The organism is Pseudomonas sp. PF05, from assembly GCF_056521845.1.
The window spans coordinates 64,966-85,558 of sequence record NZ_JBWLPW010000020.1; the positions used below are offsets into that span (position 1 = coordinate 64,966).

Genomic DNA, 20,593 nt, shown 5'->3' on the forward strand with positions numbered 1-20,593 from the left:
TGAGACCGCCCATAATGTCGCGCATTATACGAGGCCGCGCGCGCCTCTGAACGGGATATTTAGGAGTCTTTTCATGGCCGTAGCCCTGAACACCCTGGTTGAAGAAGCGGACCGTTACCTGACCAGCAGCCGGATTGCCGATTACTGCCCCAACGGCCTGCAGGTCGAAGGCGCGCCCCAGGTGATGCGCATTGTCAGCGGCGTCACCGCCAGCCAGGCCTTGCTTGACGCTGCCGTCGAGGCCGAGGCCGACCTGGTGCTGGTGCACCACGGTTATTTCTGGAAGGGCGAAAACCCTTGCATCACCGGCATGAAACAGCGTCGCCTCAAGACGTTGCTCAAGCATGACATCAGCCTGCTGGCCTACCACTTGCCCTTGGACCTGCACCCGGAGGTGGGCAACAACGTGCAGTTGGCCCGCCAGTTGGACATCACCGTCGAAGGGCCGCTGGATCCGGACAACCCCAAGATCGTCGGCCTGGTCGGCTCCCTGTCCGAACCGATGACGGCGCGGGATTTCGCGCGCAAGGTCCAGCAAACCTTGGGTCGCGAGCCCTTGCTGATCGAAGGCGAGCAGATAATTCGCCGGGTCGGCTGGTGCACCGGTGGCGGCCAGGGGTATATCGATCAGGCGGTGCTGGCCGGCGTCGACCTGTTCCTCAGCGGCGAGGCATCGGAGCAGACGTTCCACAGCGCGCGGGAAAATGGCATCAGCTTCATCGCCGCCGGGCATCATGCGACCGAACGCTATGGCATCCAGGCGCTGGGTGACTACCTGGCGCGACGCTTTGCCCTGGAGCACATCTTCATCGATTGCCCGAATCCGATCTGACTAACGCTGAACCAAATGTGGAAGCGGGCCTGTGGGAGCAAAGCTTGCTCGCGATGACGTCGGCACAAGCAACGCCGCTATCGCGAGCAAGCTTTGCTCCCACAGGGGTCACTGCCTCCCACAAAATTCACTGCAATGCCCGAACCGGCAGGCATATCCATATGCTGTTTCGATCTAGTTGGCGCCCTGATTAGAAGAGGTCGCTGTGCTAGGATTCCCCGCTCGAACACGGCCCGCTGGCCGTTCATAAGAATGTTTTCGTGAGTAGCCATGGTCGACAAACTGACGCATCTGAAACAGCTGGAGGCGGAAAGCATCCACATCATCCGCGAGGTGGCCGCCGAGTTCGATAACCCGGTGATGCTTTACTCCATCGGTAAAGACTCCGCCGTGATGCTGCACCTGGCACGCAAGGCGTTTTTCCCCGGCAAGCTGCCGTTTCCGGTGATGCACGTCGACACCCGCTGGAAATTCCAGGAAATGTACAAGTTCCGCGATCGCATGGTCGAGGAACTGGGCCTGGACCTGATCACTCATGTGAACCCGGACGGCGTGGCGCAGGGCATCAACCCGTTCACCCACGGCAGTGCCAAGCACACCGACATCATGAAGACCGAAGGCCTCAAGCAGGCCTTGGACAAATATGGTTTCGACGCCGCGTTCGGCGGTGCCCGCCGCGATGAAGAGAAGTCCCGCGCCAAGGAGCGCGTGTACTCGTTCCGCGACAGCAAGCACCGCTGGGACCCGAAGAACCAGCGCCCGGAGCTGTGGAACGTCTACAACGGCAAGGTCAACAAGGGCGAGTCGATCCGGGTATTCCCGCTGTCGAACTGGACCGAGCTGGACATCTGGCAGTACATCTACCTCGAAGGCATCCCGATCGTGCCGCTGTACTTTGCCGCCGAGCGCGAAGTGATCGAGAAGAACGGCACGCTGATCATGATCGACGACGAGCGCATCCTCGAGCACCTGTCCGACGAAGACAAGGCCCGCATCGTCAAGAAAAAAGTGCGTTTCCGTACCCTTGGCTGCTACCCATTGACGGGCGCGGTGGAGTCCGAGGCCGAAAGCCTGACGGACATCATTCAGGAAATGCTCCTGACGCGAACTTCCGAGCGCCAGGGCCGGGTCATCGACCACGATGGCGCAGGCTCGATGGAAGATAAAAAACGTCAAGGTTATTTCTAAGGGGCTGTCATGTCGCATCAATCTGATTTGATCAGCGAGGACATCCTCGCCTACCTGGGCCAGCACGAGCGCAAAGAGCTGCTGCGTTTTTTGACCTGCGGTAACGTCGACGACGGCAAGAGCACCCTGATCGGGCGCCTGCTGCACGACTCCAAGATGATCTACGAAGATCATCTGGAAGCCATCACCCGCGATTCGAAGAAAGTCGGCACCACCGGTGACGACATCGACCTGGCGTTGCTGGTCGACGGCCTGCAGGCCGAGCGCGAGCAAGGCATCACCATCGATGTCGCCTACCGCTATTTCTCCACCGCCAAGCGTAAGTTCATCATCGCCGATACCCCCGGCCATGAGCAGTACACCCGCAACATGGCCACCGGTGCCTCCACCTGTGACCTGGCGATCATCCTGGTGGACGCCCGCTACGGCGTGCAGACCCAGACCCGTCGCCACAGCTTCATCGCCTCGTTGTTGGGCATCAAGCACATCGTCGTGGCCATCAACAAGATGGACCTCAAGGACTTCGACCAGGGCGTGTTCGAGTCGATCAAGGCCGACTACCTGAAGTTCGCCGAAGGCTTGAAGATGAAGCCCACCACCATGCACTTCGTGCCGATGTCCGCCCTCAAGGGCGACAACGTGGTGAACAAGTCCGAGCGTTCGCCGTGGTACACCGGCCAGTCGCTGATGGAAATCCTCGAGACCGTGGAAGTGGCGGGCGACCGCAACTTCACCGACCTGCGCTTCCCGGTGCAGTACGTCAACCGTCCGAACCTGAACTTCCGCGGTTTCGCCGGCACCCTCGCCAGCGGCATCGTGCACAAGGGCGACGAAGTGGTGGTGTTGCCATCGGGCAAGAGCAGCCGCGTGAAATCCATCGTCACCTTCGAAGGCGAGCTGGAACACGCAGGCCCTGGCCAGGCGGTCACGCTGACCATGGAAGACGAAATCGACATCTCCCGTGGCGACTTGCTGGTGCATGCCGACAACGTGCCACCGGTCACCGACAGCTTTGAAGCGATGCTGGTATGGATGGCCGAAGAACCGATGCTGCCGGGCAAGAAATACGACATCAAGCGTGCCACCAGCTACGTGCCGGGCTCGATTGCCAGCATCGTCAACAAGGTGGACGTGAACACCCTTGAAGAAGGTCCGGCCAGCGCGTTGCAACTCAACGAAATCGGCCAGGTGAAAATCGCCCTGGATGCGCCGATCGCCCTGGACGGTTACGAGAGCAACCGCACCACCGGCGCGTTCATCGTCATCGATCGCCTGACCAACGGCACGGTCGGTGCCGGCATGATCGTCGCCCAGCCGCTGGCTCACGGCAGCAGCACGCACCACGGCAAGCTGGCCCATGTGTCGGTGGAAGAACGCGCCCAGCGCTTCGGCCAGCAGCCGGCCACGGTCCTGTTCAGCGGCCTGTCGGGCGCTGGCAAAAGCACGCTGGCCTATGCGGTCGAGCGCAAGTTGTTCGACTCGGGCCGTGCGGTCTTTGTCCTTGATGGCCAGAACCTGCGTCATGACCTGAACAAGGGCTTGCCGCAGGACCGCGCCGGGCGTACCGAGAACTGGCGCCGTGCGGCTCACGTCGCCCGTCAGTTCAACGAAGCCGGCCTGCTGACCCTCGCCGCGTTTGTTGCCCCGGATGCCGAAGGCCGCGAACAGGCCAAGGCGCTGATCGGCAAGGAGCGTCTGCTGACGGTCTACGTCCAGGCCTCGCCAACGGTGTGTGCCCAGCGTGATCCGCAAGGCCTGTATGCCGCCGCTGGCGACAACATCCCGGGCGAATCCTTCCCGTATGACGTGCCGCTGGATGCCGATCTGGTGATCGATACCCAGTCGCTGTCGTTGGAAGAGAGCGTCAAGCAGGTGCTCGATCTGCTGCGCCAGCGTGGGGCGATCTAAGGTTCGCCGCCGTAACTAAAAGCCCGCAGATGAGTGATCATCTGCGGGCTTTTTCATTTCCAGAGAGCAACTCGGTCAACTGTGGGGGCTTGGATACTCCCGGTGCATCTGCGCAAGCAACGCATCCTTGTCCTGCCACAACTGGTTGATCCAACCCTGGAACTCCAGGCGATATACGCCATCCTGATCGTAGTTCTTGCCAATGAACTGCGGTGGGATCTTCAGTTCCTGGAAATGCACCACCACCTCTGCAACGTTGCCGCAGAGCAAATCCCAATACCCCGGACGACCGCCCGGATAATGAATGGTCACGTTGATGATCGACTCCAGTTGCTCACCCATGGCATCGAGTACAAACGCGATGCCGCCAGCCTTGGGCTTGAGCAGGTAGCGGAACGGTGACTGCTGCTGGGCATGCTTGCCTTCGGTGAAGCGCGTGCCTTCGACAAAATTGAAAATGCCCACGGGGTTGTTGCGAAACTTCGCGCAGGTCTTGCGGGTGGTTTCCAGGTCCTTGCCTTTCTTTTCCGGATGCTTTTCCAGGTACGCCTTGGAGTAACGCTTCATGAACGGGAACCCCAGTGCCCACCAAGCCAGGCCGATCACCGGCACCCAGATCAGTTGCTGCTTGAGGAAAAACTTCAACGGCCGGATGCGTCGGTTCAGTACGTACTGCAACACCATGATGTCGACCCAGCTCTGGTGGTTGCTGGTGATCAGGTACGAATGCTGGTAGTCCAGGCCCTCCAGGCCGCTGAGGTGCCAGCGGGTGCGACGCAGCAGGGTCATCCAGGCCTTGTTGTTGCTGATCCAGGCCTCGTGGATGTGGCTCATCAACCAATCGGTGAAGCGCTGGGCGGCGGGGAAGGGCAGCAGCAATTTGAAAATCGCCACGATGAACAGCGGCGTGCAGCAGGCGATAGTGTTCAGCGCCAACAGCAGCGAGGCAATCACGCCCCGCAGTGGAGCGGGCAGGAAATCCAGCATTTAAATGTCCAAAGGTCGGTTGGCGGCTTGGATCGCGGTCAGGGCGATGGTGTACACGATGTCGTCGACCTGGGCGCCGCGCGGCAAGTCATTCACCGGTTTGCGCAAGCCTTGCAGCATCGGCCCGAGGCTGACGCAATCGGCGCTGCGTTGCACGGCCTTGTGGGTGGTGTTGCCGGTGTTGAGGTCCGGGAAGATGAACACCGTCGCCCGGCCAGCCACCTGGCTGTTGGGCGCCAATTGCCGTGCCACGGTTTCGTTGGCGGCGGCGTCGTATTGCAGCGGACCATCGATCAACAAGCCGTGCTGGGCCTCGTGGGCCAGCAGGGTGGCTTCGCGAACTTTCTCCACTTCTTCGCCACTGGCCGACTCGCCGCTGGAGTAGCTGAGCATCGCCACCCGTGGCGTGATGCCGAACGCGGCGGCCGAGTCGGCACTTTGCAGGGCAATTTCCGCCAGTTCCGCAGCGCTGGGGTGCGGGTTCATCACGCAGTCGCCGTAGACCAGCACTTCTTCGGGAAACAGCATGAAAAACACCGAAGACACCAGCGAGCATCCTGGCGCGGTCTTGATCAGTTGCAAAGCCGGGCGGATGGTGTTGGCGGTGGAGTGGATGACTCCGGATACCAGCCCATCCACTTCATCCAGGGCCAGCATCATGGTGCCAATGACCACGGTGTCTTCCAGTTGCTGCTCGGCCATCGGTGCGTTCAGGCTCTTGCTCTTGCGCAACCGCACCATCGGCTCGACATAACGCTCGCGAATCGAATCCGGGTCGAGAACCTCCAGCCCCGGCGGCAGCTCGATACCTTGGGCACGGGCCACCGCCTCGACGTCGGCCGGTTTTGCCAGCAACACGCAGCGGGCGATGCCCCGGGCCTGGCAAATGGCGGCGGCCTGGACGGTCAACGGTTCGCTGCCCTCGGGCAGGACGATGCGTTTGTTGGCGGCCTGGGCGCGCTGGATCAACTGATAGCGGAACACTGCCGGCGACAGGCGCATTTCCCGTGGCGTACCGCAGCGCTGGTGCAGCCACTTGGCGTCCAGGTGACTGGCGACAAAATCGGTGATGATCTCCGCACGTTCGCGGTCATCGATGGGAATTTCCTTGTTCAAGCTGTTGAGCAGGTTGGCAGTGTCATAAGAGCCGGTGCTCACCGACAGCACCGGCAACCCCGCCTGCAAGGCACCGCGACACAAGTCCATGATGCGCGGGTCGGGCAGGGTGTCGCTGGTCAGCAGCAGGCCGGCCAGCGGCACGCCGTTGATCGCGGCCAGGCTCACGGCCAGGATGATGTCGTCGCGATCGCCGGGGGTCACCACCAGCACGCCGGGCTTGAGCAGTTCCACGGTGTTGCGCATGGTGCGGGCGCAAATGATGATGTTGCTCATGCGCCGGGTTTCGTAGTCGCCGGCGTTGAGCACCTGGGCGCCCATCAGGTCGGCCACGTCACGGGTACGCGGGGCGTTGAGTTCGGGGCGAAACGGGATGCAACCGAGCAGGCGGAAATCGCCGCTGCGCAGTAAAGGCGAGTGCTCCTTCAGGCGTGCGGAAAACGCCTCCATGCTTTCGTCGGTGCGGACCTTGTTCAGGATCACCCCGAGGACTTTCGGGTCCTTCGGCCCGCCAAACAACTGCGCCTGCAACTCTACCCGGCCAGACAGTTCGGTCAGCACTTCGTTTTCCGGCGCCGACACCAGGATGACCTCGGCGTCCAGGCTCTTGGCCAGGTGCAGGTTGACCCGGGCGGCGTAGCTGGCGTTGCGGGTCGGGACCATGCCTTCGACGACCAGCACGTCCTTGCCGATGGCCGCCTGCTGGTAAAGGGTGATGATTTCTTCCAGCAGCTCATCGAGCTGGCCGTCGCCAAGCATGCGCTCTACGTGGGCCAGGCCCAGGGGCTGCGGCGGTTTGAGGCCATGGGTGCGGGCCACCAGCTCGGTGGAGCGCTCCGGCCCGGTGTCGCCGGGGTGAGGTTGGGCAATGGGTTTGAAAAAGCCGACTTTCAGCCCGGCCCGTTCAAGGGTACGCACCAGCCCGAGGCTGATGGAGGTCAGGCCCACACCAAAATCGGTGGGTGCGATAAAAAAAGTTTGCATGCGGATTCTCTAAAGGAGCATGGCTAGTGTCCTGTATCACGGGACACCGGGCGCGGCCTATGACTGGCCGTCTACCGTCAAATTCAGTTGCCAAGGTTATCGCTAACCGGGCCCTGCGCGCACCAGCCGCAATCAAAGGGCTGGCCTATTTTTTCAATACGTTGCCCAGGGTCCAGCACCCAGGCCCGGGACTGCCACGGTGGCTGGTGGCGCAGGTGCTGGGTGTGGCCGCAGGACAGCTCGGCCACCCAGTGCCCGTCCTCGTCCTGATGGAAACCGGTGACCGTCGGTCTGTTCGAGCAGGCCCGTTTGTCCGGGTTCCGTTCGCTTTCGGGCAAATCCTTGTTTAGACTTGTCCGTTCTTCATTCTTATGCAAAAGGTCTCGCCCCATGCTGATCGCCGCCAATAAGGCTGTCTCCATCGACTATACCCTGACCAACGACGCTGGTGAGGTCATCGACAGCTCTGCCGGCGGCGCTCCGCTGGTCTACCTGCATGGCGCAGGCAACATCATCCAGGGTTTGGAAAAAGCCCTGGAAGGCAAAACGGTCGGTGACGACCTGAACGTTACCGTCGAGCCGGAAGACGCCTATGGCGAGTACTCCGCCGAACTGGTCAGCACCCTGAGCCGCAGCATGTTCGAAGGCGTCGACGAGCTGGAAGTGGGCATGCAGTTCCACGCCTCGGCACCCGATGGCCAGATGCAGATCGTCACCATCCGCGACCTGGAAGGCGACGACGTCACCGTTGACGGCAACCACCCGTTGGCCGGCCAGCGCTTGAACTTCAAGGTCAAGATCGTCGACATCCGTGACGCCAGCCAGGAAGAAATCGCCCATGGTCACGTCCATGGCGAAGGCGGCCATCACCACTGATTTGTGCGCTACGCTCAAATGACCAGTGAACTGGAAAGGCGCCATACGGCGCCTTTTTAGTCGGTTGCTGTTAGCATCACCCATGGCTGTTTCGAAAAGATCTGCAAACCTGGAGTTCGTCATGAGTGCTTTCCACGACCTTAAACTCAAAGCCCTGGATGGTCAGGAGCTTGCTCTGGCGCCGTTCAAGGGGAAAGTCGTGCTGGTGGTCAACGTCGCCTCCAAGTGTGGCCTGACGCCGCAGTACGCTGCGCTGGAAAATCTCTATCAGCAATACAAAGCCAAGGGCTTCACCGTGCTGGGCCTGCCCTGCAATCAGTTCGCCGGACAGGAGCCTGGGACCGAGCAGGAAATCCAGGAGTTCTGCAGTCTCAACTATGGCGTGACGTTTCCGCTGTCGAGCAAGCTGGACGTGAACGGTCCTGATCGTCACCAGTTGTACCGTCTGCTGGCGGGCGAGGGGGCCGAGTTTCCCGGGGACATTACCTGGAACTTCGAAAAATTCCTGCTCGGCAAGGACGGTCGGGTACTGGCGCGTTTCTCGCCGCGTACGGTGCCGGATGATCCTGCCGTGATCCAGGCGATTGAAAAAGCGTTGGCTTGATCCCCTGGAAATTGCAGCTGTAGGAGCTGCCGAAGGCTGCGATTTTTTGATCTTTTGATCTTTTGATCTTTTGATCTTTTGATCTTTCGCTTGAGACTCAAGTGTCTGGGGAAAGATCGCAGCCTCGTTGCACTCGACAGCTCCTACACAGCTCCTACACAGCTTCTATGCAGCTTCTATGCAGCTTCTACGCAGCGCCTACACAGCCCTACGCAGCTTCCTTTTGATCCTTAATCACTCCAATCAATAGTGCTACCCAGCGCTCACCATGCTCCATATTATCGTCGTCATATCCGATCTATGACTTCGTCCCGTGGAGTGCCTCATGCCTGCAAAAGCCCTGTTCAAACCTTTCCACCTCGGCGCGCTCGAGTTGCCGACTCGGGTGGTGATGGCGCCGATGACCCGTTCGTTTTCGCCGGGCGGCGTGCCGAACGCCAAGGTCATCGAGTATTACCGTCGCCGCGCGGCGGCTGGGGTCGGGCTGATCATCACCGAGGGCACCACGGTTGGCCACAAGGCCTCCAACGGCTACCCGAATGTGCCGCATTTTTATGGTGACGCCGCGTTGGCCGGCTGGAAAAAAGTGGTCGATGCAGTGCACGCCGAAGGCGGCAAGATCGTTCCACAGTTGTGGCATGTGGGCAGTGTGCGACGCATCGGCACCGAGCCGGACGCCAGCGTGCCGGGCTATGGCCCGACCGAAAAGCTCAAGGACGGTCAGGTGGTGGTCCACGGCATGACCCAGGCGGACATTGACGACGTCATCGCGGCATTCGCCCAGGCGGCAAAAGACGCTCAAAGCATCGGTATGGACGGCGTGGAGATCCACGGCGCCCACGGCTACCTCGTGGACCAGTTCTTCTGGGAAGGCAGCAACCAACGCACCGACGGTTACGGCGGTAGCCTGGCCAATCGTTCACGCTTGGCGATCGAATTGATCCGTGCCGTGCGCGCGGCGGTGGGCGAGGGCTTCCCGATCATTTTCCGGTTCTCCCAATGGAAGCAGCAGGACTACACCGCGCGCCTGGTGCAGAGCCCTGAAGCCTTGGGCGAATTCCTCAAGCCGTTATCTGACGCCGGCGTGGATATTTTCCACTGTTCGACACGGCGTTTCTGGGAGCCGGAGTTCGAAGGCTCCGAGCTGAACCTGGCCGGCTGGACCCGCAAGCTTACCGGCAAGCCCACCATCACCGTTGGCAGCGTTGGCCTGGATGGCGAGTTCCTGCAGTTCATGGTCAACACCGACAAAGTCGCGCAACCGGCCAGCCTGGAAAAACTGCTGGAACGCCTGAACAACGACGAGTTCGACCTGGTGGCTGTGGGGCGTGCGCTGCTGGTGGATCCGGACTGGGCGCAGAAAGTGCGCGAAGGGCGGGAGCAGGAAATCCTGCCGTTCAGTCGCGAGGCGTTGATGACCCTGGTTTAAGCGGCGACTTGTAGGGCCTCATCGCGGGCAAGCCTTGCTCTCACATGGATCTTCAGTGAACACATGACTTGTGAACAGCTGATAATCCTGTGGGAGCAAGGCTTGCCCGCGATGCTTTTCAGCGTGGCGACACGGCCTGGGGCAGCGACGATTCGACCTGACAAACCCCGCGCAACTGCGCCTCGAACTGCTCGATCACCGACGCCCAGCCCTGGCGGCTGGCATGTTGGCGCGCATTGAGCCGCACGCAACGCAAGGTCTCGCGCTCTTCCAGCAGCCAACGGGCGGCATCGCAGAACGCCTCCTCATCTCCCGGCATTGCCAGCACGCCGTTGTAGCCGTGGCGAATATGCTGGGCCGCCGCAGCCTGATCGTAGGCCACCACGCCCAGCCCGGACGCCAGCGCCTCCAGCACCACATTGCCGAAGGTTTCGGTCAGGCTCGGAAAGACAAACACATCCCCAGACGCATAATGACTGGCCAGCGCCTCGCCGCGTTGCGAGCCACAAAAGATCGCTTCGGGCAGTTCCTGCTCCAGGGCGCAGCGCTGCGGGCCGTCGCCGATTACCACCAGTTTCATCCGTCGTCCCGGGAACGCGCGGCACAGCGTGGTGAAACTGCGTTTGAGCAGCCCGAGGTTTTTCTCCGGAGCCAGGCGTCCGACGTGGATCACCGCGATGTCATCCTCGCCCAGGCCCCACGCCTCCCGCAGGCTCGCCGAACGCTTGACCGGATGAAACAGTTGGCTGTCCACGCCGCGTGAGAGCAGCGCCACGCGCTCGAAATGTCGTCGCTCCAGTTCCAGGCGCTGGCTGAGGCTGGGCACCAGGGTCAGGCTGGAGCGGTTGTGAAACCAGCGCAGGTAATGGGTGAGCACGCGACTCAACAGCCCGAGGCCGTACTGCTGGGTGTATTGCTGGAAATTGGTGTGGAAGCCGCTGACCACCGAAATGCCCAAGCGTCGTGCCGCGCGCAATGCCGACAAACCCAACGGTCCTTCTGTGGCGATGTAGAGCACGTCCGGACGATGGCGTTTCCAGCGCCTGAGCAGTTTGTGCATCGACGCCTGGCCCCACTGCAAACCCGGATAGCCCGGCAACGGCCAGCCCCGGCACAGCAGCAATTGCTCGTCACTGGCCTGGCGTTGGTCGTCGGCCTGGCGCGGCCGTATCAGCTCGACCTGATGCCCGCGGGCGCGCAGGCCGTCGTACAGGCGGCCCAGGGTATTGGCCACGCCATTGATTTCCGGCGGGAAGGTTTCGGTGATCAGGGTGATATGCAGGGGTGTGGTCATGACCCCAGTGTCGACCGGGGCCATTTCGTCATTGTGACGACAAGATGATGGATTTGTGACCGGCTCAGCCCTGGCGGGCCAACGCGGTCTCGGCGCCTTGCTCACGGACCCAGAACAACGTCGCGCCGGCCACCGCTGCGGGCATCATCAGGATGTTCACCACCGGGATCAGCAGCACCAGGTACACGCTGCCGCCAAAGCCCAGGCTCTGCCAGCGTTTTTCCCGCAGCCAGGCGAGCATCTCGTTCCAGCCCAGCTTGTGGTTGTCCGCCGGGTAGTCGATGTACTGGATCGCCATCATCCACACGCCGAACAGCAGCCACAGGGGGGCGGCCACCAGATTGACCACGGGGACGAACGACAGCACGAACAGTCCCAGGGCGCGGGGCAGGAAATAGCCGAGCTTGCGCGCCTCCCGACCGAGGGTCCGCGGGATCAAGGCGATCAACTCGGCCCAACTGAAGGCCGGAAAGTCGTCGGTGCCACGGATGACCACTTCGACTTTTTCCGCGAGAAAACCGTTGAACGGCGCGGCGATGACGTTGGCAAGCATGGTGAAGGTGAAAAACACCATCAGCACGACGAGCACCACGAACAGCGGCCAGAGCACATAGCTGAGGAAACTGAGCCAGTCTGGCAGCGACGGCATCAGCGTATCGACCCACAGGCTGAACTGATGGCCGGCCAGGTAAATCAATCCGACGAACAGCACCAGGTTGATCGCCAGGGGCAAGAGTACGAACAGGCGCAGGCCCGGGCTCAAGACCAGCTTGAGGCCCTCTCGCAAATATTGCGGGCCGGACAGGACGGGGGCGGGCATAGGTGGCTCCGAGCGAAGGTAAACGCGCCGACCTTACCGGCTTTGCCCTGCCCGGGAAAGCGGCGACATGGCGTGTAACAACGTTTCTTGAGGCGATGGCGCCTATTGAAGGGACCGTTGGGGATAGAGCCCACCTATGAGCTGGATTGTTAAACCGTATTTCCTTAATCTTCGCTCCCTCGATACGCTGCACCCATTCTTTTTCAGGACTGTCGAACCCAAGCCTTCCCCAAGTGCGTCAACGGTCCTTTTTTATTCACGCCGCTCACCCGGCGTTCCGGCCCGCAAGGTCCGGTCAACAGGAGCAGGTCATGTCTGAAGTGCGTCATTCGCGAGTGATTATTCTCGGTTCCGGCCCTGCCGGTTACAGCGCTGCGGTTTATGCGGCCCGTGCCAACCTCAAGCCGCTGCTGATCACCGGCATGCAGGCCGGCGGTCAATTGACCACCACCACCGAAGTCGACAACTGGCCGGGCGATGTCCACGGGCTGACCGGTCCGGCCTTGATGGAGCGCATGAAGGAACACGCCGAGCGCTTCGAGACCGAGATCGTTTTCGACCACATCAATGCCGTGGATTTCGCCGCCAAGCCATACACCCTGACCGGCGACAGCGCGACCTACACCTGCGATGCGCTGATCATCGCCACCGGTGCCAGTGCTCGCTACCTGGGCCTGCCGTCGGAAGAAGCCTTCATGGGCAAAGGTGTTTCCGCCTGCGCCACCTGCGACGGTTTCTTCTACCGCAACAAGCCTGTGGCTGTGGTTGGTGGTGGTAACACCGCCGTTGAAGAAGCGCTGTACCTGGCCAACATCGCCAGCACGGTCACCCTGATCCACCGCCGCGAGACCTTCCGCGCCGAGAAGATCCTGATCGACAAGCTCAATGCCCGTGTCGCCGAAGGCAAGATCATCCTCAAGCTCAACGCGACCCTGGACGAAGTGCTGGGCGACAACATGGGCGTGACCGGTGCCCGCCTGAAGAACAACGACGGCAGCTTCGACGAGATCAAGGTTGACGGCGTCTTCATCGCCATCGGCCACACCCCGAACACCTCGCTGTTCGAAGGCCAGCTGGAACTCAAGGACGGCTACCTGGTGGTCAAGGGCGGCCGTGACGGCAACGCCACTGCCACCAGCGTCGAAGGTATCTTCGCGGCCGGCGACGTGGCCGACCACGTCTACCGCCAGGCGATCACCTCGGCCGGTGCCGGTTGCATGGCAGCCCTGGACACCGAGCGCTACCTGGATGGCCTGCAGAACGCTTCGTTCTGATTCAGCGGGCACAAAAAAACCGGCTTCGGCCGGTTTTTTACTGCCTGTCACATGATCAACGGATGGACACCGAACCCTTGTGGGAGCGGGCTTGTTCGCGATGACGGTATGTCAGTCAACATCGATGTCGGCTGACCTGACGCTATCGCGAGCAAGCTCGCTCCCACAGGTTTTTTGCGTGGTCAGGAACAGCGCATTTCAGGACAGTCGCGCCAGGCACGCCTCCAGAATATCCAACCCTTCCTCCAGCACTGCCGGCTCGGTCGTCAACGGCGCCAGCAGCCGAATGATGTGCCGCGATTTTCCGCTGGGCATCAGCAGCAAGCCCGATTCCCGCGCCAGGGCCAGCAGTTGCGTCAGTTGTGCCGAGGCCGGGGTGCCGTCGGCGTGGGTCAGCTCGATGCCGCGCATCGCGCCGATGCCGGTCAGGCGACCGAGATAAGGCGTCAGCCCACGACTGCGCCAGGATTGGTAGCGGCTGACGATCGCCTCCTCCTGTTGCGAGCCCCAGGCGTGCAGGTTGGCGTCGGTCATTTCATCCAGGGTCGCCAGGGCGGCGGCGCAGGCGATGGGGTTACCCGAATAAGTGCCGCCCAGACCGCCCTTGGGCAGGTTGTCCAGCAGCGCCTTGCGTCCCACCACTGCGCCCAAGGGCACGCCGCCGGCAATGCTTTTGCCGAGCAGGATCAGGTCCGGTTCGATGCCTAGCCGTGAAAATGCAAAGCGCTGGCCGGTGCGGCCGAAGCCGGACTGGATCTCATCGATGATCAGCACGATGCCTTTGTCGTCGCAGAACTGCCGCAGGGTCTGGGCGAAGGGCACGTCCATCGCCAGGAAACCGGCCTCGCCCTGCACCGGCTCGACAATGAAACAGGCCACGTCATTCACGTCGATCTCGACACTGAACAACCGCTCCATGGCCTTCAAGGCTTCTTCGCCGGTGACGCCGTTGTCCTTGCTGGGGTACGGCAGGTGATACACCGGCCCGGGCAGGACGCCGACTTTCTGTTTGTAAGGCGCGACCTTGCCGTTGAGGTTGAGGGTCGCCAGGGTGCGGCCGTGAAAGGCGCCATCAAACGCAATCACGGCGGTACGGCCCGTGGCGCCGCGTACGATCTTCAAGGCGTTCTCCGCCGCCTCGGCGCCGCTGTTGGTGAGCATACCGCTGACGGGGTAGTCCAGCGGGATAAACGCCGCCAGGCGTTCCATCAATTCAATGTAGGGCGCGTGGGGGGCGGCATTGAATGCGTAGTGCGTCAGCCGGCTGGCCTGTTCACGGATCGCCTCGACGATGCGCGGATGGCAATGGCCGAGGTTCAACACACCGATGCCGCCGACAAAATCGATATAGCGTTTACCGTCGGTGTCCCAGACCTCGGCATTCTTGCCGTGGCTGAGGCTGACGGGATGCACGATGGAGATCGATTGGCTGATGGTTTCGCTGCTCATGGATGACGGCTCGGACGAAGGAGAAATTTGCGTTATCTAAGCCGCGAGCAGAGGGGGCCGGCAAACGAAATAAAGTTGCCGGGTCAATCTTAAAAGTCGGGATGTGGTGAGGTGCCGCTTACTTGGGGCGTGCAACCCGTGGCGAGGGAGCTTGTGGGGGCTGGGCTTGTAGGAGCTGTCGAGCGAAGCGAGGCTGCGATCTTTGCCCGTACACACTTGAGTCTCAAGTGAAAGATCAAGAGATCGCAGGCTTCGCCAGCTCCTACAGAGTCCTGCGGGAGCCCTCGCCACAAAAAGCAGGTCGATCAGCGCCGTTGCAGTGGCTGTGCCTGGAACGTCACACCGGCCAGCCCATGGGCCATCAGCGCGCGGATATTGCTGTGATCGCTGCCTTCGGGCGTGCCCAGCACCGAACGGTAATGTTCGCCGAAGGCCAGGAGCGCTTCTTCATCGCTCAAGCCTTCGAGCAGCGCCAGGCCCAGGGTCTTGCACGAGCCTTCGTTCTGCCCGGCGGCATTTTGCACGCCACCGTTGGTGAAGGCCTGGGGGTGGTAGTCATAGCCGGCGGTGATGAAGGCCAGGGTGGCGGCAAAGAGGTGTTCGCCGCTCTTGAGACTGGCGCGCAGGTTGTTCAGGTCAGGCATCGGGTTTTCCTTTGGCAAACGCCGCTTGCTGTTCGGCGCTGGCTTCTTTCTGGTATTGGGCTTTCCACTCGGCGTACGGCATGCCGTAGACCACTTCGCGGGCGTCGTCGAGGCTGACCTCGACCTGGCGTTCATCGGCGGCGGCCTTGTACCACTTGGACAGGCAGTTGCGGCAGAAGCCGGCAAGGTTCATCAGGTCGATGTTCTGCACATCCTTGCGGCTGTCCAGATGGGCAACCAGCCGACGGAAAGCGGCGGCTTCGAGCTCGAGGCGTTGTTGGTCGTTCATGGTGTTCCCTGACGGGCAGCTACAAGCGGCGAGCTTCAAGCTGCAAATTGGATGGTGTCGATCAGGCTTGAAGTTTACCGCTTGCAGCGTGTAGCGGCTACGAAGCCGCCCGGCTTGCCGCAAGGGTAATCGACACCGATTCGGCAAATCGCAAGGCGTGGGGCTTGTCGACTTCGACTTCGGCGTACAGCACCGACTCGTTGGCCATGACCAGGTCGAGCAATTCCTGGGTCAAGCGTTCGAGCAGGGCGAAGCGGTTACCTTCCACATGGGCGATGATCGCCTTGGTGATGGTGCGATAGTTCAGCGCGTGATCGATGTCGTTGTCGCGCACCGCCTCCTGGGCGGCGTAGAGGATGGTCAGGTTGATCAACACATCCTGCTTGTTGAGGATTTCATCTTCGTTGATGCCGATGAAAGTGCGCAGGCGCAGGTCCTTGACCTTGATGCGTGCCATGGCTGGCTGAAGTTGTGGCATTTAATTGCTCCGTCGAATCAATTGCAGGAACTCCTGGCGCGTGGTACTGGAATCGCGAAAGGCGCCGAGCATCACCGAGGTGTTCATGGTCGAGTTCTGTTTTTCGACACCGCGCATCATCATGCACATGTGCTGGGCCTCGATCACCACCGCCACGCCGGCGGCCTGGGTGACCTGCTGCACCGCGTCGGCGATTTGCCGGGTCAGGTTCTCCTGGATTTGCAGGCGGCGGGCGAACATGTCCACCAACCGGGCGATCTTCGACAGCCCCAGGACCTTGCCCGTAGGAATATAAGCCACATGGGCCTTGCCGATGAAGGGCAACAGGTGATGTTCGCAGAGTGAGTAAAGTTCGATGTCGGCGACGATCACCATTTCATCGCTGTCAGAGGCGAACAGCGCGCCATTGACGATCTGCTCGACGCTTTGTTCATAACCATGGCAGAGGTACTGCATGGCCTTGGCGGCACGGACCGGGGTATCGAGCAAACCCTCGCGCTCGGGGTTTTCCCCCAGGCCGATCAGGATCTCGCGGTAGTTCTGGGGCAGGGATAGCGTCATGGTGCATCCTCGAAACAAGGCTATTTGACGTGCCGCCCGCCGTTGACGGTCAGGGTCGTGCCGGTGACATAAGGGTTGTCCAGCAGATAACGCAGGCTCTGGTAGATCACTTCGCTGCCAGGTTCTATACCCAGCGCGGACTTGGCCAGGGCCTTGGCGCGATAAGCCGCGTCGTCTTCGGGGTTGAACAGTAGCAGGGCCGGGGCGATGCCGTTGACCTTGATCGCCGGGGCGAACTTCGCCGCGAACGACAGGGTCAGGCTATCCAGGCCGGCCTTGGTGGCGCAATAAGCGATATGCCGGGCGCTGCCCTTGCGGGTGACGTCATCGCTGATGTGCACGATATCCGCCGGGGTCGAGCGCTGCAGCAACTCGGCGCAGTGCAGGTTGATCAGGTAAGGCGCAAGCATGTGCACGCCGAACATGGCGTTGAAGGCCGCCGCTTCGCTGCCTGGGTCTTCGGCCAGCCAGGCCGAGGCGTTGTGTACGATGGCCCGCAGCCGGTCGGTGTGCTGCTTGAGTTGTTCGATAAAGGCCAGGATACCCGCTTCGCTGGAGAAGTCGGCAAACAACATGACCGCGCCCAGGTCCCGCAGCGTCTGCACGCCGGGGCGTTCGGTGCGATAGGTTGCGATCACCGGTTGCCCGTCTTCCAGCAATCGCCGGGCGCAATGCAGGCCGACGCGCTGGGCTGCGCCAGTGATCAGGATCGGAGCGATGGCGCTGGACATAGGATGGCTCGGTTCACGGCAAGAGCAAAACTATAACAGCGACGCGGGGCGCCTCCTATGTACAAAGGTGAATCCAGAGTTCCCCTGTGGGAGCGAGCTTGCTCGCGATAGCGGACTGACGGGCAACATCTGGTGTGGATATACCGGCCTCATCGCGAGCAGCTCGCTCCCACAGGTTTTTTGTCGCCCATGAAGCCGAGGCTCCCACAGCGATCAATGCGCAGGCTGGCGACATCAATGATTCTGCGTAGCCGGTAACGCCCGCGGCGGCGCACCATTGAGCCAGTTCGCCAGCAGATGGGTCGACAATGGGATGAACAGGTAGACCATCAGTGGTGTCAGGATCAGCGTGCTGATGAGCACGCGGCTCAATAGGCCCAGTTCGCCCAGCAGCGGCCCCAACAGGAAATTGAACAACAGTGACACGGGAAAGAACGCGAGCCAGATGGCCACGGCCTGTTTCCAACGTGGCGGACGTTGGCCGACCGCGCCGAACCAGCCATCGATGCCCCGCACCCGGTGTTCGGAGGGATGGGCAAACAGCTCGCTGCCCCGTCCCAGCCAGGCCGTGCGGGAGGCAGAGTATTCCCAGGCATGCAGCGTCTGCTCGTCGGCAAAACGGAAGATGATCTGGAATTCATCGTCCTGGGGCGGTGGCGCGAGAACGCCGGAACCCAAGTAGCCGGGAAAGTCGGTTGCCAGTTGTTCGCCTTCGCGCAGCCAGGCGATCAGATCCTGATAGCGTCCATTGGCGACGCGGCGGGCAACCATCAAGGTGACGGGTGAGGTAGACATTATGTATCTCCGTAAGACAGGCACGGCACTCCGGGTAGGAGGTTCGCGGGGAGACGCCCCGGGGTGGTGGGTAGCGTCTGGTCGCCAAAAAAGCAGGCAAGGATTATTCCCGATTGCACATCAATCAACAAAACCGCGTATCGAATACGTTTGTCCTTGTCATGACATGTCTTGGGGGGAGTAAACTGGGATCCAATTTGCCAGCCGGAATTGTCTGCCAAAATGAGTGCAATCACAGAAGATGGCTTTGTTTTCCAGGCATCAAGTGCCTTGAAACGGGAAGACCTGTTTCCCATTCGGGAGGTCGCGCGCATGACCGGCGTGAACCCCGTGACCCTGCGCGCCTGGGAGCGGCGCTATGGTTTGATCCAGCCCACCCGCACCGAAAGTGGGCACCGCCTGTATTCGTTGGGCGATATCGAAAAGGTGCGCAGCATCCTGGCATGGATAGAACGCGGGGTGGCCGTCAGCAAGGTGGGAAAGATCCTGGCCAAGACCGAGTCGGTGCAACCGGTCTCCACGCTGATCTCATCCGATCTGATCAGGGCCGATCATGCCCGTTGGCAACAACAGGTGGCGGACGCGGTCAGCAACTTTGACGATGTGGAGCTGGATCGCGTCTACGGGCAGGTCTTTTCCACCTACACCGTGCCGATCGTCTTCCAGGACATCCTGATGCCGCTTTGGCGACAACTGCTGCATCGCCAACCGGAATTCGGGCAGATCAGTGAATGGGTGTTTTTCGACGGTTTCCTGCGTTCACGCATTATCCAACGGCTTTTGCTCAAGCGCGAAGGTGCATCCCCGCGTGTGCTGGTCTGCGCGATTGCCGATCATTGCCATGAGCTGGAGTTGCTGGTTACGGCGCTGTTCCTGTCCAAGGCGGAGGTGGGCGTCAGGCTGTTGTCCATCGGTCTGCCGTTCGAGGAACTGACCCTGGTGTGCCAGAAGGTCCAGCCTGTGGCATTGGTGCTGGTTTCCAATCATGCGCCAGCTCCAGACCTGCCCAAGCGCCTGGGCAAGTTGGCGATGAGCCTGGACTGTCCGTTGATGCTCGCTGGTGATGCATCCGACTTGGCGCAGGAAAGCCTGACGGGGTCGTCAATCGGTTGCCTGGGCAATGAGGGGACAGTGATGCGCCAGCGCCTGCGTCAATTTCTGGCAGGCAACCTGGATACTTAGAGATGCATGGTCGGATGGGTCAGGCGGTGTTGCTGCAGGATGTACTGGCGCAGACGCTCCGTCTCGTCCTGGTCATTCTGGCTCAGGTGGTAGGCAAACAGACCGCGATCGGTTTCCCGTTCAAAGGTGCCTCGCAACGAAATTCTCTCGTAGCCTGATGGGCTGAACCACAAGGCAAACTGCTTCGGCGGCTTGGCGCGACTGTGGTTTTGCAGCAAGACGCCCTTGCAGGAGACTTCGTGGACCCACAACGGTCCCGGCTGCCCCTTGATATTTTCCAGCGCCACCGGCTCTTCGAGCGTCAGGCGCCACGGGCGTATCTTCGGTCCGTCCTCGTAGATGCTCGGCACACCCAGGCGCAGGTGCATCGCATGGAATTCGTCTTCCACCAGATGCAGCGGAAAGGTCATTTGCTGGTTTTCGAAATTGGCTTGCAGCGTAACCTGCTCATTTGCCGCCAGACGTGTCAGCAAGTCACGAATCTGCGACCCACCGTTAACCAGCAAGCTCGACGTGACATCCCGCTCGTTCAACTGCGGGTTGTGTTGCATGGTCCGGATGAAATCAAGTTCATCCTGCGTCAGGAGGGCATCGCGCTGCATGATCTGCTCGAAATGATTATTTACGTGTTCACTGGTGATTGTAGTGACTGACCGTTAATTCGTGGTTTTGTTTGAACCGTTCGTCGCTTCAAGCCGGGCAATGGTCTCCCGCGCTTCGGCCAGTTCCTTTTCCAGCTGGGCGACACGTTGTTGGGCCTTGACCTGGATCGTGACGTCTTTTTGCACTCCCACGAAATAGGTATGCCCGTCAGCCTGGTTTTTGACCGTGGACAGTGACAACTCATTCCAGAACGGCGTGCCGTCCTTGCGGTAGTTGCGCAGCACCTCGCGACAGGCGCCACCCTCTTTCAAGGCTTTGCGAATGGGCTCCAGCGAGGGCTGGTCCCGATCACCCGATTGCAGGAACCGGCAATCCTGGTAAAGGATCTCGTCGCGGTGATAACCGGTCAATCGTTCGAAGGCCGGGTTCACGTAGATCAGGATATTGTCTTCGCCTTCTTTTTCGGCGATGACAATCCCGTCGTTCGAAGCGTTGATGACCAGTTGCATCAGTTGAGCGTTGATCATGGGGATAATCCTTTGAACGTCC

22 protein-coding genes are annotated in these 20,593 nt (G+C 61.0%); 8 read left to right on the forward strand and 14 right to left on the reverse strand.

The features are described 5' to 3' along the window. Positions 1 to 73 precede the first annotated feature (73 nt). The 3 genes from AC09SL_RS25590 (at position 74) to cysN (ending at position 3,928) form a co-directional block, all read left to right on the forward strand. The gene (locus AC09SL_RS25590; RefSeq protein WP_058543564.1) at positions 74 to 832 is read left to right on the forward strand and encodes a Nif3-like dinuclear metal center hexameric protein; all 759 of its coding nucleotides are present in this window, start codon (positions 74 to 76) and stop codon (positions 830 to 832) included. 270 nt (positions 833 to 1,102) lie between these two features. Beyond that, positions 1,103 to 2,020 carry a sulfate adenylyltransferase subunit CysD gene (gene cysD, locus AC09SL_RS25595; RefSeq protein ID WP_003178041.1) on the forward strand — a complete coding sequence of 306 codons (918 nt, stop codon included), beginning with the start codon at positions 1,103 to 1,105 and terminating at the stop codon, positions 2,018 to 2,020. Between the two features lie 9 nt (positions 2,021 to 2,029). Next, the gene (gene cysN / locus AC09SL_RS25600; RefSeq protein ID WP_058543565.1) at positions 2,030 to 3,928 is read left to right on the forward strand and encodes a sulfate adenylyltransferase subunit CysN; all 1,899 of its coding nucleotides are present in this window, start codon (positions 2,030 to 2,032) and stop codon (positions 3,926 to 3,928) included. A 75-nt stretch (positions 3,929 to 4,003) separates the two neighbouring features. Here cysN and AC09SL_RS25605 read toward each other — a convergent pair whose 3' ends face one another. The 3 genes from AC09SL_RS25605 to AC09SL_RS25615 form a co-directional block, all read right to left on the reverse strand. Continuing rightward, positions 4,004 to 4,915: an acyltransferase gene (locus tag AC09SL_RS25605; RefSeq protein WP_058543566.1), complete on the reverse strand. Its 912-nt coding sequence runs from the start codon at positions 4,913 to 4,915 to the stop codon at positions 4,004 to 4,006. Continuing rightward, a complete protein-coding gene (pta, locus tag AC09SL_RS25610; protein ID WP_058543567.1) occupies positions 4,916 to 7,015 on the reverse strand; it encodes a phosphate acetyltransferase in 2,100 nt (699 codons plus the stop codon). It lies immediately after the preceding gene. Positions 7,016 to 7,098: 83 nt separating this feature from the next. Beyond that, the gene (locus AC09SL_RS25615; protein WP_058543568.1) at positions 7,099 to 7,437 is read right to left on the reverse strand and encodes a DUF3565 domain-containing protein; all 339 of its coding nucleotides are present in this window, start codon (positions 7,435 to 7,437) and stop codon (positions 7,099 to 7,101) included. On the opposite strand from AC09SL_RS25615, the gene AC09SL_RS25620 reads away from it, so the two are divergent. The 3 genes from AC09SL_RS25620 to AC09SL_RS25630 all read left to right on the forward strand — a co-directional run bounded on the left by AC09SL_RS25620 (position 7,406) and on the right by AC09SL_RS25630 (position 9,924). Beyond that, the gene (locus AC09SL_RS25620; RefSeq protein WP_003205467.1) at positions 7,406 to 7,891 is read left to right on the forward strand and encodes an FKBP-type peptidyl-prolyl cis-trans isomerase; all 486 of its coding nucleotides are present in this window, start codon (positions 7,406 to 7,408) and stop codon (positions 7,889 to 7,891) included. The two genes, AC09SL_RS25615 and AC09SL_RS25620, sit on opposite strands and share 32 nt — an antisense overlap. A 121-nt stretch (positions 7,892 to 8,012) precedes the next feature. Then, positions 8,013 to 8,495, forward strand: coding sequence for a glutathione peroxidase (locus tag AC09SL_RS25625; RefSeq protein ID WP_058543569.1), 483 nt, complete (start codon positions 8,013 to 8,015; stop codon positions 8,493 to 8,495). Positions 8,496 to 8,820: 325 nt separating this feature from the next. Continuing rightward, positions 8,821 to 9,924, forward strand: a complete 1,104-nt coding sequence (locus AC09SL_RS25630) for an NADH:flavin oxidoreductase (protein WP_058543570.1) — start codon at positions 8,821 to 8,823, stop codon at positions 9,922 to 9,924. A gap of 118 nt (positions 9,925 to 10,042) precedes the next feature. On the opposite strand, the gene AC09SL_RS25635 is transcribed toward AC09SL_RS25630, so the two are convergent. Together AC09SL_RS25635 and cysZ are read right to left on the reverse strand one after the other, a co-directional pair. Continuing rightward, positions 10,043 to 11,242 carry a glycosyltransferase family 4 protein gene (locus tag AC09SL_RS25635; protein WP_064106947.1) on the reverse strand — a complete coding sequence of 400 codons (1,200 nt, stop codon included), beginning with the start codon at positions 11,240 to 11,242 and terminating at the stop codon, positions 10,043 to 10,045. 40 nt (positions 11,243 to 11,282) lie between these two features. Then, the gene (gene cysZ, locus AC09SL_RS25640; RefSeq protein WP_058543571.1) at positions 11,283 to 12,038 is read right to left on the reverse strand and encodes a sulfate transporter CysZ; all 756 of its coding nucleotides are present in this window, start codon (positions 12,036 to 12,038) and stop codon (positions 11,283 to 11,285) included. A 311-nt stretch (positions 12,039 to 12,349) separates the two neighbouring features. On the opposite strand from cysZ, the gene trxB reads away from it, so the two are divergent. After that, positions 12,350 to 13,312, forward strand: a complete 963-nt coding sequence (trxB, locus tag AC09SL_RS25645; protein WP_003205459.1) for a thioredoxin-disulfide reductase — start codon at positions 12,350 to 12,352, stop codon at positions 13,310 to 13,312. Between the two features lie 198 nt (positions 13,313 to 13,510). Here the strand turns inward: trxB and AC09SL_RS25650 are convergent, their stop codons facing one another. From AC09SL_RS25650 to AC09SL_RS25680, 7 genes are all read right to left on the reverse strand, one after another. Then, entirely contained in the window at positions 13,511 to 14,761 is a 1,251-nt protein-coding gene (locus tag AC09SL_RS25650; RefSeq protein ID WP_058543572.1) for a 2-aminoadipate transaminase, read from the reverse strand. Between the two features lie 305 nt (positions 14,762 to 15,066). Beyond that, positions 15,067 to 15,405 carry a HopJ type III effector protein gene (locus AC09SL_RS25655; protein WP_058543573.1) on the reverse strand — a complete coding sequence of 113 codons (339 nt, stop codon included), beginning with the start codon at positions 15,403 to 15,405 and terminating at the stop codon, positions 15,067 to 15,069. Further along, positions 15,398 to 15,694: a DUF1244 domain-containing protein gene (locus AC09SL_RS25660; protein WP_003205454.1), complete on the reverse strand. Its 297-nt coding sequence runs from the start codon at positions 15,692 to 15,694 to the stop codon at positions 15,398 to 15,400. The genes AC09SL_RS25655 and AC09SL_RS25660 overlap by 8 nt, the downstream gene beginning before the upstream one ends. A gap of 97 nt (positions 15,695 to 15,791) precedes the next feature. Continuing rightward, the gene (folX, locus tag AC09SL_RS25665) at positions 15,792 to 16,172 is read right to left on the reverse strand and encodes a dihydroneopterin triphosphate 2'-epimerase (protein ID WP_014340149.1); all 381 of its coding nucleotides are present in this window, start codon (positions 16,170 to 16,172) and stop codon (positions 15,792 to 15,794) included. Next, the gene (gene folE / locus AC09SL_RS25670) at positions 16,173 to 16,733 is read right to left on the reverse strand and encodes a GTP cyclohydrolase I FolE (RefSeq protein ID WP_003205453.1); all 561 of its coding nucleotides are present in this window, start codon (positions 16,731 to 16,733) and stop codon (positions 16,173 to 16,175) included. A 20-nt stretch (positions 16,734 to 16,753) separates the two neighbouring features. Beyond that, positions 16,754 to 17,464 (reverse strand): dihydromonapterin reductase, encoded by a 711-nt coding sequence (gene folM, locus AC09SL_RS25675; RefSeq protein ID WP_058543574.1) that lies wholly within the window; start codon positions 17,462 to 17,464, stop codon positions 16,754 to 16,756. Positions 17,465 to 17,698: 234 nt separating this feature from the next. Further along, positions 17,699 to 18,259 (reverse strand): antibiotic biosynthesis monooxygenase, encoded by a 561-nt coding sequence (locus tag AC09SL_RS25680; protein WP_058543575.1) that lies wholly within the window; start codon positions 18,257 to 18,259, stop codon positions 17,699 to 17,701. Positions 18,260 to 18,481: 222 nt separating this feature from the next. Between AC09SL_RS25680 and AC09SL_RS25685 the strand changes: the two genes are divergently transcribed. Next, positions 18,482 to 19,441: a MerR family transcriptional regulator gene (locus AC09SL_RS25685; RefSeq protein ID WP_058543576.1), complete on the forward strand. Its 960-nt coding sequence runs from the start codon at positions 18,482 to 18,484 to the stop codon at positions 19,439 to 19,441. Here AC09SL_RS25685 and AC09SL_RS25690 read toward each other — a convergent pair. Together AC09SL_RS25690 and AC09SL_RS25695 are read right to left on the reverse strand one after the other, a co-directional pair. Further along, positions 19,438 to 20,043: a hypothetical protein gene (locus tag AC09SL_RS25690; protein ID WP_058543577.1), complete on the reverse strand. Its 606-nt coding sequence runs from the start codon at positions 20,041 to 20,043 to the stop codon at positions 19,438 to 19,440. The genes AC09SL_RS25685 and AC09SL_RS25690 overlap by 4 nt on opposite strands. Before the next feature lie 54 nt (positions 20,044 to 20,097). Next, positions 20,098 to 20,571: a PAS domain-containing protein gene (locus AC09SL_RS25695; protein ID WP_058543578.1), complete on the reverse strand. Its 474-nt coding sequence runs from the start codon at positions 20,569 to 20,571 to the stop codon at positions 20,098 to 20,100. Positions 20,572 to 20,593: the final 22 nt, after the last annotated feature.